Source organism: uncultured Bacteroides sp., from assembly GCF_910578895.1.
Classification (GTDB): Bacteria; Bacteroidota; Bacteroidia; order Bacteroidales; family Bacteroidaceae; genus Bacteroides.
The window spans coordinates 53,187-67,770 of sequence record NZ_CAJTSC010000008.1; the positions used below are offsets into that span (position 1 = coordinate 53,187).

The 14,584-nt window shown below is 52.0% G+C and carries 11 protein-coding genes; 4 read left to right on the plus strand and 7 right to left on the minus strand.

Annotation, left to right across the window (positions count from 1 at the left end):
• Positions 1–3 precede the first annotated feature (3 nt).
• The 6 genes from QZ327_RS03635 to QZ327_RS03660 all read right to left on the minus strand — a co-directional run bounded on the left by QZ327_RS03635 (position 4) and on the right by QZ327_RS03660 (position 7,952).
• Positions 4–3,156: an efflux RND transporter permease subunit gene (locus QZ327_RS03635; protein WP_294617196.1), complete on the minus strand. Its 3,153-nt coding sequence runs from the start codon at positions 3,154–3,156 to the stop codon at positions 4–6.
• Positions 3,157–3,229: 73 nt separating this feature from the next.
• Positions 3,230–4,534, minus strand: coding sequence for an efflux RND transporter periplasmic adaptor subunit (locus QZ327_RS03640; RefSeq protein WP_294617198.1), 1,305 nt, complete (start codon positions 4,532–4,534; stop codon positions 3,230–3,232).
• A gap of 95 nt (positions 4,535–4,629) precedes the next feature.
• Entirely contained in the window at positions 4,630–5,037 is a 408-nt protein-coding gene (locus tag QZ327_RS03645) for a DUF6769 family protein (protein WP_294617200.1), read from the minus strand.
• A gap of 147 nt (positions 5,038–5,184) precedes the next feature.
• On the minus strand, positions 5,185–5,358 hold the full coding sequence (locus tag QZ327_RS03650) for a hypothetical protein (protein ID WP_294617202.1): 174 nt from the start codon (positions 5,356–5,358) through the stop codon (positions 5,185–5,187).
• A gap of 57 nt (positions 5,359–5,415) precedes the next feature.
• Positions 5,416–7,050, minus strand: a complete 1,635-nt coding sequence (locus tag QZ327_RS03655) for an ABC-F family ATP-binding cassette domain-containing protein (protein ID WP_294617203.1) — start codon at positions 7,048–7,050, stop codon at positions 5,416–5,418.
• Positions 7,051–7,121: 71 nt separating this feature from the next.
• The gene (locus tag QZ327_RS03660) at positions 7,122–7,952 is read right to left on the minus strand and encodes a hypothetical protein (protein ID WP_294617204.1); all 831 of its coding nucleotides are present in this window, start codon (positions 7,950–7,952) and stop codon (positions 7,122–7,124) included.
• A gap of 144 nt (positions 7,953–8,096) precedes the next feature.
• On the opposite strand from QZ327_RS03660, the gene QZ327_RS03665 reads away from it, so the two are divergent.
• Positions 8,097–9,527 (plus strand): HD domain-containing protein, encoded by a 1,431-nt coding sequence (locus QZ327_RS03665; protein WP_294617206.1) that lies wholly within the window; start codon positions 8,097–8,099, stop codon positions 9,525–9,527.
• A gap of 19 nt (positions 9,528–9,546) precedes the next feature.
• Here the strand turns inward: QZ327_RS03665 and ppk1 are convergent, their stop codons facing one another.
• Positions 9,547–11,700 (minus strand): polyphosphate kinase 1, encoded by a 2,154-nt coding sequence (gene ppk1, locus QZ327_RS03670; protein WP_294617208.1) that lies wholly within the window; start codon positions 11,698–11,700, stop codon positions 9,547–9,549.
• A gap of 82 nt (positions 11,701–11,782) precedes the next feature.
• Between ppk1 and QZ327_RS03675 the strand changes: the two genes are divergently transcribed.
• The 3 genes from QZ327_RS03675 (at position 11,783) to rfbB (ending at position 14,558) form a co-directional block, all read left to right on the plus strand.
• The gene (locus QZ327_RS03675) at positions 11,783–12,274 is read left to right on the plus strand and encodes a metallophosphoesterase family protein (RefSeq protein ID WP_294617210.1); all 492 of its coding nucleotides are present in this window, start codon (positions 11,783–11,785) and stop codon (positions 12,272–12,274) included.
• Positions 12,275–12,408: 134 nt separating this feature from the next.
• On the plus strand, positions 12,409–13,284 hold the full coding sequence (gene rfbA / locus QZ327_RS03680) for a glucose-1-phosphate thymidylyltransferase RfbA (RefSeq protein ID WP_294617212.1): 876 nt from the start codon (positions 12,409–12,411) through the stop codon (positions 13,282–13,284).
• A gap of 134 nt (positions 13,285–13,418) precedes the next feature.
• Entirely contained in the window at positions 13,419–14,558 is a 1,140-nt protein-coding gene (gene rfbB / locus QZ327_RS03685; protein ID WP_294617214.1) for a dTDP-glucose 4,6-dehydratase, read from the plus strand.
• Positions 14,559–14,584: the final 26 nt, after the last annotated feature.

Here is a 14,584-nt window from a genome sequence, read left to right on the forward strand (position 1 = left end):
TGGTTACGGGCGGGTTTCCTCCCTCTTTCCGTGCATCATCAGATAAACGATCGGAATAATGAAACCGTTCAGGAACGTGGAAGTCAGCAATCCCCCCAGAATGACTTTTGCCATAGGGCTTTGTATCTCATTGCCGGGCAGGTCGCCGCTGAGTGCCAGCGGAATCAATGCCAGCGCGCTGGAAAGCGCCGTCATCAGGATGGGGTTCAGGCGGTCCAACGAGCCGCGTATCACGCTGTCATACACTCCGCAACCTTCTTCCTGCTGCAAATGGTTGTAGTGGCTGATAAGCAGCATGCCGTTGCGGGTGGCGATGCCGAAGAGCGAGATAAAGCCGATAATGGCGGGAATGCTGATTTCGCCCGTTGTGACGAGCAGGGCGAATACGCCGCCAATCAACGCCAAAGGCAGGTTGATGAGGATTATCGCACTCTCCTTTACGCTACGGAACTCATGATACAGCAGCAGGAATATCACGACAATGGACATGAATGAGGTCAATGCCAGCGTGCGGCTGGCAGCCTGTTCGCTTTCAAACTGTCCGCCGTATTCGATGTGGTAACCTTCGGGCAACGGCACAGAAGCGTCTATGCGTGCCTGTATGTCGTTCACCACGCTGCGCAGGTCGCGGTCGGCAACGTTGGCGGAGATTACGATTTTCCGTTTCACGTTCTCGCGGCTGATGGTGTTCGGTCCCATTGCCGAACGTACTTCCGCTACGTAGTTCAGCGGTATCTTACGTCCGTTGCCGGTGTCAATCATCAGGTCTCGTATCTTTTCCGCTTCGTCTCGCGAACCATCCTGTACGCGGACCGTAAGGTCGAAGCTTTTCCCTTTCTCGTATACCTGGGACACCGACTCGCCGGCAAGGCACACGTTGACAAATTCCGAGAACTCCGGCAGCGAAATGCCGTATTTCGCCAGCACCTCCCGTTTGGGCGAGATAATGAGCTGCGGACGTTCTATCTGCTGCTCCACATTCAGGTCGGCAATGCCGGGAATGTCCTGAATGGTATTCTTTATTTCGTTGCCCAACGAGAACATGCGGTTCAGGTCGTCGCCGAACAGCTTGATGGCTATGTTGGCTTTCGTTCCGGACAGCATGGCGTCGATGCGGTGGCTGATAGGCTGGCCTATTTCCACGTTGGCTCCTACAATCGTACCCAGTTTTTCGCGTACGTCTGCCACCAACTCGCTGCGCGAACGTCCTTTCAGTTCGAACGGAGCTTCTATTTCCGATACGTTCACGCCTAAGGCGTGCTCATCCAGTTCGGCGCGTCCCGTCTTGCGCGCCACGGTTTGTATCTCGGGGATGGAGAGCAGCAACTCTTCGGCACGATGCCCCATTTTGTCGCTCTCTTCCAGTGAAATGCCCGGCAGGGAGGATATGTTGATGGTGAACGAGCCTTCGTTGAAGGGCGGCAGGAAGGAGCGCCCCAGTGTGAAGAAGCAGACAAGCGCCACCGCAAACAGGCCGACGGTGCCGCCCAGTACACTCTTCTTATGCCCCAGCACAAAGGTCAGCGCTGTGCCGTACCATGCTTTCATCTTGCGCGCTACGGGCGAGTCTCCGGTGGCACGCTTTTCATCTTTAATCTTTTCTTTTCCCAGCAGATAGGAGCATAATACGGGTGTCACCGTCAGTGCCACGACCGTAGAGGCTGCCAATGCCACGATGAAGGCGATGCCCAGCGGCACAAGCATCCTGCCTTCCATGCCGCTCAGGAAGAATAACGGAATGAAGCTCACCACGATAATCAGTGTGGAGTTCAGGATAGGCATGCGCACCTCTTTGGATGCGTTGAACACGACTTCCAGTATCGGCAGGCGTTCGGCTTCCGGCTTTGTCCGGTTCTCGCGCAGGCGTTTGTATACGTTTTCCACATCGACGATGGCATCGTCTACTAAGGAACCGATGGCAATCGCCATGCCGCCAAGGCTCATTGTGTTGATGGTAAATCCCATGTAGTGCAGGGTGAGCAGCGACGCTATCAATGACAACGGAAGCGTAACCAGCGAGATGACGGTGGTCCGCACGTTGGCAAGAAACAGGAACAGGACGATGACGACAAAAATGCCCCCTTCGAACAGTGATTTCTGTACGTTGCCGATAGAGCTTTCTATGAAGCGGCTTTGCCTGAAGATGTCGGTGCTGACCTTCACATCGGGCGGCAGGTTTTTCTGCAGGTCTTTCAGGGATGCTTCCAACTTGCCGGTCAGTTCGAGGGTGCTTGTGGCGGGCTGTTTGGTTATGGTCAGCAGCACGGCGGGTTTGCCACGTTCGGAAGCGGTGCCCAATTTCGGCAGTTTGGCACCGATGCGCACGTCTGCGATGTCTTCAAGCAGCACGGGAGCACGGAATGCCGGAAGCGTAGGGGAAGAAGCGGAAGTTTGAACGCTGCCGTCTTGCAACTTCACTACTGCCTTTGCCAACTGGTCTATGCGGTCGGTAGAGATTACGCCGCGCACAATGTATTCATTGCCGTACTCGTAAAGCACTCCGCCGTTGGCATTCAGGTTCATGGTACGTGTAGCGCTCATAACTTCGGTAAGGGTCACACCGTAATGGCGCATCCGTTCTGGGTCGAGCTGTATCTGATACTCTTTGATGTCGCCGCCCAGCACTGCCACTTGCGCCACGCCGCCGGTAGAGAGAAGGCGCGGGCGGATGGTCCAGTCGGCTATGGTGCGCAGGTCGAGCATGGAAGTGGAGTCGGCGGTCAGCCCTACAATCAGCATCTCGCCCAAGATGGACGATTGCGGTCCGAGTGTCGGCTTGCCCACATTGGCGGGAAGCGACTCGCTTACGACTGCCAGCTTCTCGCTTACAATCTGCCGTGCCAGGTAAACGTCCGTTTCCCAGTCGAATTCCACCCATACGACGGAAAATCCGTTGGTGGAAGAAGAGCGTACGCGGCGTACTCCCGTGGCGCCGTTTACGGCTGTCTCAACAGGAAATGTAACCAGCTGTTCCACTTCCTCGGCTGCCATGCCGTTGGCTTCGGTCATGATAACTACGGTCGGCGCATTCAGGTCGGGGAATACATCCACTTCCGTGTGCATGGCGGTGTACGTACCGCCTATCAGCAGCAGTACCGATGCCACCAGCACCAGTATGCGGTTCTGAAGAGAGAAATGTATGATTTTATTAAGCATGGTATGTCTTTTTCTTTTAAGGGAGTTAATGGTATGTCTCTTTTTTGATAACTCCTTTTTAACTCTCTGTAAATTAATGTTCGTGGCTGTGCGCCGGTATTGCGTTTGTAGCTCCTGCCAGTTTCACCTGGTAAGCGCCTTGTGTCACTACTTTGTCGCCTGCCTTGATGCCCGAAAGGATTTGCACCCGTTCGCCGTTATCGGCTCCGAGCGTGACAAGCTGTTTTTTATACCCCTCTTCGTCTACTTGCAGGTATACGAAGAAACTGCCTTGCTCCTCGGTCAAAGCCGTATGGGGGAGCGAAATGACATTCTCCATAGGAGAGGAGAGCAGGAATATCTCGACAAAAGAGCCGGGGATGATGTCGCCTTTGTTGTCGAACTCGAAAGTGACAGGCACATAGTAACCGTTTTCGTCCGATGCCTTTCCGTAAGAGAGCAGGCGGCCGTTCAGCTCCTTCAACGCATATACCCGATTGTTGTAGGGGGTACGGAAGTTGGCGGAACCGATTGTGCGGAGGTATGAGTAATATTTCTCCGAAACATCGGCACGCAGGAATAATCTGCGGTTTTGGGTGATGCTTACAAGCGGTTGCCCCACCGTGACATAGTCGCCTTCCTTTACCAACAGGCTTTTTACGTACCCGCCGATGGGAGAGGGTACGGTCTGTCCTTGGGCGGAATGGTTTTTGGCAACAGCTTCATAACTGATGCGGGCATCTTCATAAGCCTGTTCGGCTTGGGCAAAGTCTTTCTCCGAAACTATCTTGCCGGGAAGCAGTTCTTTCATCCGTTCGTACTCCTTCTTGGCTGTTTCATAGGCGATACGTGCTCTCTGCACGGGGTCTCCCTCCGCCATGTTCTTGGACGAAAGCACTACGAGGGGAGTGCCTTTGCCCACGCTCATGCCTTCTATAACCTTTCCGCGGAATGAAACGACACCCGCCACAGGGGCTACGGCAACACTCTCATCGCCTTGTGCCGCCATTACCTGTCCGCTGGTTTTTATGACTTGGTTGAATGTGCCCGGTTCGATGATGCTTGCCGTTACTCCGGCTGCTTGTGCTTTGGCGGGAGGCAATATGATTTCATCGCTATGTGTTGCGGCGGCGGGTTCTTCGTCGTGATGGTGCCCATCGTCGTGCTTGTGGTCGGAAGCCTCGTGGGCATGGTCGTGGCTTTCTTGGCTGTGACCTTCGTGGTTATGCCCTTCATGGTTGTGGCTTTCATGATTGTGCTCCTCATGCCCATGCCCTTCGTGGTTGTGTCCCGCATGGGTATGTTCTTCCGTTTCGTGATTATGCCCTTCGCCGGACTTGCTGTTGCAGGAGCCTAACAGGAACAGACCTATGGCTCCCATGAATATAAATTTCTTCATGATAAATATGGATGTTATATGCCCTGTCATCCGGTGCATGAATGACAGATGCCTGATGAAATACTGGATTTTCGTTACTTACGTGTTTTGATTGGTCAGGCAAGGACCGAAGGAGGGGCACGGAGCCCTGTGGCACGTGTGATGAACGTGCCATGAAGCGACTCTATGTAGACAAACACCTGCCTTATCCGCGTTTCTTCGGATAAAGCAGGGAGCTTGAAGAGCAGTTCGGGAAGTAATGTATTCACCCATACGAAACCGGGTTGCAGGTTATGCTGGTCCGGATTGGGTGCCTGTTGGTAGAAATGGGTGGTCATGCAGCCTGCTCCGCAACAGCAGTGTTCGCTACAGGCATCCTGATGATGGCAACACCCGTCGGACGGCAAATCGCTTTTCATGCAGATGGTGCCGTCTTCATGGTGGTGATGGGGGATGACAGGTACTACCAGCACAAGCATGCTGATAAAGAAGAGGAAGTATGCAATGTACCTTTTCGTTTTCATCCTTTTGTCTTTGGTCGGGGTGCAAAGATAGAAGTTAATCATTTAATAGCCAAACACAAGATGCTAAAAAGCCTTGAATAAGTCCATTAAACCCCACGGCTTTTGCATTTAGGGGAGTTAGAGGAGTTATCATTTCGCATCGTTTCGTTAGGAAGAAGTTAAGGGAGTTAAAGAAGTTAAAGGAGTTAGAGCCGATACTCTTGTGTATGGCATTGTTACAAAAGTATCGGCTTTAACTTCTAAGCCGGCTTGGCGGCTGATAACTCCTTTTAACTCCTCTAACTTCTGTAAATGAGAAGCTGTGATTAAACCTTCGCTCATGCCGGGAGGTGTGAGGATGAAACCGCGCGTTACAATGTGCGGTTTATTAATGAAAGTTTACCGCTCCAGTTCGCGCAACGAGTCCATTTTCTTCTTCTCGAGAAACTCATAGATGCCACTCAGGTGTTCGGTGACACGTTTGTTGCCGAATTCATACACCTTGCTCACCAAGCCGTCAAGGAAGTCGCGGTCGTGGCTTACAAGTATCAGCGTGCCGTCAAAGTCCATAAGCGCCTGTTTCAGGATATCTTTGGTCTTCATGTCCAGGTGGTTGGTGGGCTCGTCGAGAATCAGCAGGTTTACGGGTTCCAGCAACAGCTTAATCATGGCAAGGCGCGTGCGTTCGCCGCCGGACAGCACTTTCACCTTCTTCATGGACTCTTCCGGTCCGCCGAACATGAAAGCTCCCAGCAGGTCGCGTATCTTGTTGCGGATTTCACCTTTTGCCACATCGTCTATGGTCTGGAACACCGTGAGGTTCTCGTCCAGCAGCGATGCCTGGTTCTGTGCGAAATAGCCTATCTGTACATTGTGCCCGATGGTGAGCGTGCCTTCGTGTTCTATTTCTCCCATGATGCACTTGACCAATGTGGATTTACCTTCACCGTTCTTGCCCACAAAAGCCACTTTGTCGCCTCGCTCTATGGTGAGGTTGGCATTCTTGAATACAACATGCTCGCCGTATGTCTTTCCTACGCTCTCCATGATGACCGGATAGTTGCCCGAGCGCGGAGAGGGCGGAAACTTCAGCCGCAATGCCGAGGTGTCTTCTTCGTCCACTTCCAGCAATACCAGTTTCTCCAGCATCTTTACGCGGCTCTGCACCTGCAAGGTTTTGGAGTAAGTGCCCTTGAACCGTTCGATGAACTCTTTGGTTTCGGCGATGAACTTCTGCTGTTCGTCGTATGCCTTTTGCTGCTGTTCGCGACGCTCTTTGCGGAGTTCCAGATACTTGGAGTAATTCACTTTATAATCGTAGATGCGGCCCATCGTCACCTCAATGGTGCGGGTGGTGATGTTGTCCACGAATTTGCGGTCGTGGCTGATGACGATGACGGCTTTGCCGTTGCTGATGAGGAACTCTTCCAGCCATTGGATGGATTCGATGTCCAGGTGGTTGGTAGGCTCGTCCAGCAGCAACACGTCCGGTTTTTGCAGCAGCAGTTTGGCAAGTTCGATACGCATGCGCCAGCCGCCGCTGAAGTCATTTGTCGGACGGTTGAAATCCTCTCTTGTAAATCCGAGTCCGAGCAATGCCTTTTCCACATCCTCTTCATAATTGGTGGCATCGATGGCGTAGAATTTCTCGCTCAGGGCGGACACCTGCTCGATAAGCTCCATGTAGCTGTCGCTTTCGTAGTCGGTGCGGGTTTCCAGCTCTTTGTTCATGCGGTCTATTTCGGCTTCCATTTCGTGTAGGTGTGCAAAGGCTTGTGCCGTCTCCTCGAATACGGTCCGTCCGTCTTCTGTCATCAGGTGCTGGGGCAGGTAGGCGATGACGCAATCTTTCGGGGTGGACACTTTGCCGCGTGTGGGTTGCCTTACGCCGGCAAGTATCTTCAGCAGCGTACTTTTGCCTGCTCCGTTTTTTCCCATGAGGGCGATACGGTCTTTTTCGTTGATTACAAAGGATATGTCACTAAATAAGGTGGTGCCGCCAAATTCCACGGCAAGTCCGTCAATAGAAATCATTGTGTCGTTTTTAAAAAATGAGGTGCAAAGATAATGCAAATAGCTTATTTCCCATATATTGTTTTCCGCGCCTATTCCGTCGCCTTGTTCTTCCTTTCCTGTATCTTGCGTTTCACGAATTCGATTTTCAAGTTGGCTTCTTCCATGTTTTTCCTGATTTCCGTGATAGACGAAAGCAGTTGCGCCAGTTCATAAACGGCAGCTACGGCTTTGCGGTCGTCCGGCGTCATGGTGGTGGAGTAGGGGCGTTCGCCGAGGTAGTTGATGCGGATATTCTTGTCCTTGTTCAGATTGAGGAAGGCGATTACGTTGCCGTCTTCTCCCAACTTGTAATCCGCTTTTTCTATCTTTTCTCCCAAATCGGTGGTTTCGTAGCTCTCTTTCGCAGCCGGGGTTTCGGCAAAGCTGCCGTCGGGAGCGGTTACTTTTATGGCTAAATGGTGGATGTTGTGCGCGCCGCAATAGATGGAAGTCATGCTCATCGCGCCGGTCTCGTCTACCTGGAAACGGAGGTAAGAGCGGTGCAGGTTCTTTTCTATCACCTGCGAAGGATACAGGTAATTGCCGATTTTCTGATACTCGGCATCTTTCTCGAACGTATAATTCTTCCGGATGGCATCTACTGCCGCCTGTTTTTCGCGGAGCATGCTGTCGAGGTAGGCAAGCGTGTTTTCCTGCTCTTTCAGTTCCACCTGTTGCATAAGCCCGATACCCTCGCGTCGCGTTTCGAAAGCTTTGGGGTAGAGTATCTTGATGCTGTCTATCTGTATCTTCGCTTCGTTGTAGTCTCCGCGTTCGAAAGCCTCGCGGGCTGCACGGAGTTTCTCACCCGCTTTTTCTTCTACGTTACTGCACGAGAAGAGCGTGCAGCAAAGGCACGCAAGGAAAGTTGCTTTTTTCATAATTTTCATTCTTGATGTTAGCGGCGGCAAAAATACAAAATAATATCTGTATCTTTGCCGCATTTTAAGGAGATGTGCCAAAAAGAGGGCATTGCATGAACCCGGCGCATCATTCCTGCTCACATTATTATATAGTAATACATAATGATTGAATTGACGACAGAAGAACTGAAACAGCGTTTCAGCGACAGCATATTTAAGCGGATTTCCGAAACGGCGGATGAGTTGGGACTGGATTGTTACGTCGTGGGTGGCTACGTACGCGACATATTTCTGCAACGTCCTTCCAAAGATATCGATGTGGTGGTAGTGGGCAGCGGCATCGCGATGGCGGAGGCGCTTGCCAGGCGTTTGGGGCGTGGTGCTCATCTTTCTGTCTTCAAGAATTTCGGTACGGCACAGTTGAAGTATCACGGCACGGAAGTGGAGTTCGTGGGTGCACGCAAAGAGTCTTATACGCACGACTCGCGCAAGCCTATCGTAGAGGACGGATCTTTGGAAGACGACCAAAACCGGCGCGACTTTACCATTAATGCGTTGGCAGTCTGTCTGAACCGTCAACGCTACGGTGAGCTGGTAGACCCTTTCGGCGGCATGGGAGACATGAAGGAGCGGACCATCCGTACGCCGCTCGACCCGGATATCACCTTCAGTGACGACCCTTTGCGTATGATGCGTTGCATCCGTTTTGCCACCCAGCTGAATTTCTATATTGACGATGATACGTTCGAGTCTTTGTGCCGCAACAAGGAGCGTATCGCCATTATCTCCAAAGAGCGTATTGCAGACGAACTGAACAAGATACTTCTCTCTCCCGTTCCTTCCAAAGGTTTTATCGACTTGGACCGTTCCGGACTGCTGCAACTCATTTTTCCGGAACTGGCGGCGCTGCAAGGCGTTGAGACCCGTAACGGCAGGGCACATAAGGACAATTTCTACCATACACTCGAGGTGCTCGACAACATCAGCAAGCATACCGACAATCTTTGGCTCCGCTGGGCGGCCCTGCTGCACGACATTGCCAAACCGGCTACCAAACGTTGGGAACCTCGTGCCGGCTGGACTTTCCACAACCATAACTTCATCGGCGAGAAGATGCTGCCCGGCATATTCCGCAGGATGAAGCTCCCGATGAACGAGAAGATGAAATACGTGCAGAAGTTGGTGGGGCTGCACATGCGTCCCATTGTGATAGCGGATGACGTGGTGACCGACTCCGCCGTCCGTCGCCTGCTGTTCGAAGCGGGGGATGATATAGACGACCTCATGACGCTGTGCGAGGCGGATATCACCTCCAAGAACATGGAGCGCAAGCAACGCTTTCTGAATAACTTCCAGTTGGTGCGTCAGAAACTGAAGGATTTGGAAGAACGCGACCGCATCCGCAACTTCCAGCCCCCTGTCAGCGGCGAGGAGATTATGAAGACGTTCAACCTGTCGCCCTGCCGGGAAGTCGGCGCATTGAAAAGCGCTATCAAGGATGCCATACTGGACGGTGTCATTCCCAATGAATACGAAGCCGCCCGCGACTTTATGCTGCAACGGGCAAAGAAGATGGGGCTGCAGTGTGTCTGACACTGGCTTGACACCTGTCTTACAGCTCTTTCAGATACTCATAGAACGTATATTGCGCGCGTACTTTTTCTTTCCGGGGATGTGCCGATTTCCAACGGTTGCGCAGGCAGTCGTCTACGAAGCATGCCTTTCGCTTGTCCGACAGCTGGATGGTGAGCATGTCCGACAGTTGCCGTTTTAAATCCGGGTCGAGAATGGGCGTTACGGCTTCGATGCGTCGGTAGAGGTTGCGGCGCATCCAGTCCGGCGAGCCGAGAAACAGTTTCGGCTTTCCGCCGTTGCCGAAGTACCACACGCGGGCATGCTCCAAGAATGTATCCACAATGCGTGTCACGCGTATGTTGCGGCTGTATTTCCGCCCGGGAATAAGGCAACAGATACCCCGCACGATAAGGTCTATCCTGACCCCTGCCTGCGATGCTTCATACAACCGTTCTATCATGGCAGGGTCTTGCAGGGCGTTCATCTTAAGTATAATTCTTCCTTCTTTCCCGCTCTTTGCCAGTGCTATTTCATGGTCGATGAGACGGTTCAGTTCTGAAATCAGGTTGAAGCGTGCCACCAGCAGGCGGTGGAACACAGGGTTTTCCTTGCCCTGGAACGTGCGGAACAGGTTGTGCAGGTCGTTTACAAGTACCGGATTGCAGGTGAACAGGCCGCAGTCGGCATAGAGTGTGGCGGTCTTTTCGTTGAAGTTTCCGGTGCTGATGTAGGCGTAGCTCGGTAGCTTGTGCCCTTGCCTGTCGCGGCGCAGCACAAGCGCCACTTTGGCGTGCACTTTCAGTCCGGGCATGCTGAACAGGATATTGATACCGGCGGCTTTCATCATTTCGGCGGTGGCAAGGTTATTCTCTTCGTCGAAGCGGGCTTTCAGTTCTACGAAGACGGTGACTTTCTTGCCGTTCTGCGCGGCGGCTATCAAGGTGTTGATGACCGCAGAGTTCTCGGCAACGCGGTATTGTGTCACCATGATTTCGCGTACGGCAGGGTTGTGCACCGCTTCGTACAGGAAGTGTATGAAGTGTTCGAAAGAGTGGTACGGATAGTGCAGCAGCAAGTCTTTCTTCTCTACATACCGGAAGATTGATTCCCGTTCGTCCAGGCAAGTCAGCTTCATGGGCTGGGGCTTGCGTATGGGGCGGACGGCGTTGTTCGGATTGGGCAGATGGCGCAGGTCTTCCATGTTGAGGTGCTTGTCGCCCGGCACCAGTTCCTGCCGGTTGATGCGGAAAGCATCTACCAGGAAGTCCCGGAAATCATCCGGCATGGCGCGGTCGTACACAAAACGGCATACCGCCCCTATCTTGCGCTTCTTCACCTTTGTCTTTACCTGCTCTATAATCTCGGATGTGTTGGCAGACTCGTCTATCAGTATATCCGCATCCCGTGAAATCTTGATGCAGTAGCTGCTGTCCACGTCATAGCCGGGGAATATCGTGTCGATGTTGGCTTTGATGATATCTTCGATGAACATCAGGTAGTAGTTGTCTCCATGCTTGGGCAGCTCGATGAAGCGGGGCACCTTGCTGTAGGGCAGCTTCATTACGAAGTATTCGGGGGAGCGAGTTGACGAGTTGCCAAGGGAACAAGGGGACGAGTTGACAAGTTGACAAGGGGTTTGAAGGTCACTGCCTTGTAGCCTTGTTAACTCGTCTCCTTGTTCCCTTGGCAACTCGTTCCTCTTCGGGAACAGCCGCACCGCAAGATACAGGCGGTTGTCCCGCAGGAAAGATACCACCTTGTCCTTGCCGACGGGTACGGGAGAGAGGTACGGGAAGATTTCTTCATGGAAGAAACGTCTGAGAAATTCTTGGTGAAAAGGCTCTACGTTGCGGCTTTGGTAGAAAATGATATGCTGCTGCCGCAGTGCAGGCAATATTTTCCGTTCGTAGATGCGGATGCGGTCTTCCAGCTGGCGGTTCACTTCTTCGTTGATTTCCGCCACCAGCCGCATGGCAGACTGCACGCTCTCCTCGTCGCTGTGTGCCGCGCCGCTTGCAATCGCCTTATGGTCGGCTACGCGTATCTTGTAGAACTCTTCGAGGTTGGACGAGTAGATGGATATGAAGTTGATGCGCTCGTACAGCGGCAGCGTGTCGTCCTCCGCTTCCAGCAATACGCGGTAGTTGAATGACAGCCAGCTGATGTCGCGCTTGAAATATCTGCTTTCCATGGTATTGATGTTTTAATGTGCACATCGGTACATTGTATTCTCCCCAAATATAGCTACCTTTGCACATATAAACAAAAGAAAGATGACAAAAATCGGTTTACTGTCGGATACGCACGGATATTGGGATGAGAAGTATTTGCACTACTTCGAACCGTGTGACGAGATATGGCATGCAGGCGACATCGGTACATTGGAAGTGGCGCAGAAGCTGGCGGCTTTCCGTCCGTTTCGTGCGGTATACGGCAACATCGACGGGCAAGACCTGCGCCGCCTCTATCCGCAAACGCTACGTTTTACCGTAGATGGCGCCGAAGTGTTGATGAAACACATCGGCGGCTATCCCGGCAAGTACGACCCGTCCATACAGGGAAGCATCCTTGTGCATCCGCCCAAACTGTTTGTCAGCGGCCACTCGCATATATTGAAGGTGAAGTTCGACAAGACCCTGGGCATGCTCCATATCAATCCCGGCGCAGCGGGCATTTACGGCTTTCATAAAGTGCGTACGATGGTGCGTTTCACCGTAGACGGCGGTGTGTTCAAAGACCTTGAAGCCATAGAACTCGCAGGCTGATTTTGATGGTATTATTTTGCAATGTCAGAAGTTTTTCTGACCTTTGTACCTTGAATAGCAACGAGAGCCGTGGGGCATAGTCCTCCTTCTTATTTTATTCTACATTTGAAGTCAATCCAATAAAGAACTGAAATATGAAAGGAATTATTCTTGCAGGTGGCAGCGCCACTCGTCTCTATCCATTGTCCAAGGCTATCTCCAAGCAGATTATGCCGGTCTACGACAAACCCATGATTTATTATCCCCTCTCTACATTGATGTTGGCAGGAATACGTGAAGTGCTGATTATCTCCACTCCGCGCGATTTGCCTATGTTTCGCGACTTGTTGGGAACGGGCGAAGAACTCGGCATGTTCTTCTCTTACAAGATACAGGAGAAGCCCAACGGGCTGGCTCAGGCTTTTGTGCTCGGGGCGGAATTTCTGAACGGTGAGCCGGGATGCCTTATCTTGGGCGACAACATGTTCTACGGCCAGGGTTTCTCCGCCATGCTCAAGCGTGCCGCTTCCATCGAGAAGGGTGCGTGCATCTTCGGCTATTACGTAAAGGACCCGCGCGCCTACGGTGTGGTAGAGTTCGATGCCGAGGGCAAGGCAATCTCGCTGGAAGAGAAGCCTGCGCAGCCCAAGAGCAATTATGCGGTTCCGGGCCTGTACTTCTATGATGCTACGGTAACGGCGAAAGCCGCTTCCCTGAAGCCGTCTGCCCGCGGCGAATATGAGATTACCGACCTCAACCGTCTCTACTTGGAAGAAGGCACGCTGAAAGTGGAACTTTTCGGCCGCGGTTTCGCCTGGCTCGATACGGGCAACTGCGACAGCCTGCTCGAAGCAAGCAATTTCGTTGCTACCATACAGAACCGTCAGGGATTTCGCGTGAGTTGCATCGAGGAAATAGCGTGGCGCAAAGGCTGGATAGACGTAGACCAGCTCCATCGTCTCGGTGAGCAGTTGGGCAAGACGGAATACGGCGAATACCTGATGGAACTCGCCGACGCCTACCGCCAATGAGCGGAATTATGAATTTTGAATTATGAATTATGAATTATCGTTGATCGCTTATCATTCATTATTCAAATCATAATTCAAAATTCATAATTCATAAATCGTAATTCATAATTCAAAATTCATAACTCAAAATTCCCATGAAATCTTATCTTGTAACCGGTGCCGCCGGATTTATCGGTGCCAATTATATAAAGTATATTCTGGCAAAGCACGATGATATCAGAATCGTAGTATTGGATGCCCTGACTTATGCCGGAAATTTGGGTACCATAGCCGAGAATATTGACAACGAACGCTGTTTCTTCGTTAAGGGTGACATTTGCGACCGCATGCTTGTAGACGAGCTGTTTGCCAAGTACAAATTCGATTATGTGGTGAACTTCGCCGCCGAAAGCCACGTGGACCGCAGCATCGAGAACCCGCAGCTTTTCCTTATGACGAACATATTGGGCACTCAAAACTTGCTCGATGCCGCCCGGTGTGCATGGGTGACGGGCAAGGACGAAACGGGCTATCCTACCTGGCGCAACGGAGTGCGCTATCACCAGGTGTCTACAGACGAGGTTTACGGTTCGTTGGGAGCGGAAGGATTCTTTACGGAGAACACCCCGCTGTGCCCGCATAGCCCCTACAGTGCTTCCAAGACTAGTGCCGACATGGTGGTGATGGCATATCATGACACCTACAAGATGCCTGTCACCATTACACGCTGCTCCAATAACTATGGTCCCTACCACTTCCCGGAGAAACTGATTCCGCTGATTATAAAAAATATCCTTGAAGGCAAGAACCTGCCCGTGTATGGCGACGGTAGCAATGTGCGCGATTGGCTGTATGTGGAAGACCACTGCAAAGCCATCGACCTTGTTGTCCGCAAAGGAACGGAGGGAGAGGTGTACAATGTGGGCGGCCATAACGAAAAGACCAACCTCGAGATTGTGAAGCTGACCATTGCCACCATCCGCCGCTTGATGGAAGAGAAACCGGAATACCGCACGGTCCTGAAAAAGCAGGTGAAGGATGCCAACGGGCAGATTGATATCAGTTGGATAAACGAAGAGTTGATAACCTTCGTGAAAGACCGCCTGGGCCATGACCAACGCTATGCCATCGACCCTGCCAAAATAACGGATGCCTTGGGTTGGTATCCCGAAACAAAGTTCGAGACAGGTATCGTCAAGACCATCGAATGGTACCTGAACCATCAGGACTGGGTAGGAGAGGTTACCAGCGGCGACTATCAGAAATACTACGAAAAGATGTACGGAAAGAAATGAAAAAGAAGCTGAAGAAGACTTTTTGA

Bases quoted from the DNA above. Each gene is read 5' to 3' on its own strand.
- QZ327_RS03660 (WP_294617204.1), bottom strand. From the start codon at position 7,952: ATGAAAAAAGCAACTTTCCTTGCGTGCCTTTGCTGCACGCTCTTCTCG.
- rfbB (WP_294617214.1), top strand. From the start codon at position 13,419: ATGAAATCTTATCTTGTAACCGGTGCCGCCGGATTTATCGGTGCCAAT.
- rfbA (WP_294617212.1), top strand. From the start codon at position 12,409: ATGAAAGGAATTATTCTTGCAGGTGGCAGCGCCACTCGTCTCTATCCA.
- QZ327_RS03645 (WP_294617200.1), bottom strand. From the start codon at position 5,037: ATGAAAACGAAAAGGTACATTGCATACTTCCTCTTCTTTATCAGCATG.
- QZ327_RS03640 (WP_294617198.1), bottom strand. From the start codon at position 4,534: ATGAAGAAATTTATATTCATGGGAGCCATAGGTCTGTTCCTGTTAGGC.
- QZ327_RS03675 (WP_294617210.1), top strand. From the start codon at position 11,783: ATGACAAAAATCGGTTTACTGTCGGATACGCACGGATATTGGGATGAG.
- QZ327_RS03655 (WP_294617203.1), bottom strand. From the start codon at position 7,050: ATGATTTCTATTGACGGACTTGCCGTGGAATTTGGCGGCACCACCTTA.
- QZ327_RS03650 (WP_294617202.1), bottom strand. From the start codon at position 5,358: ATGAGCGAAGGTTTAATCACAGCTTCTCATTTACAGAAGTTAGAGGAG.
- QZ327_RS03665 (WP_294617206.1), top strand. From the start codon at position 8,097: ATGATTGAATTGACGACAGAAGAACTGAAACAGCGTTTCAGCGACAGC.
- QZ327_RS03635 (WP_294617196.1), bottom strand. From the start codon at position 3,156: ATGCTTAATAAAATCATACATTTCTCTCTTCAGAACCGCATACTGGTG.
- ppk1 (WP_294617208.1), bottom strand. From the start codon at position 11,700: ATGGAAAGCAGATATTTCAAGCGCGACATCAGCTGGCTGTCATTCAAC.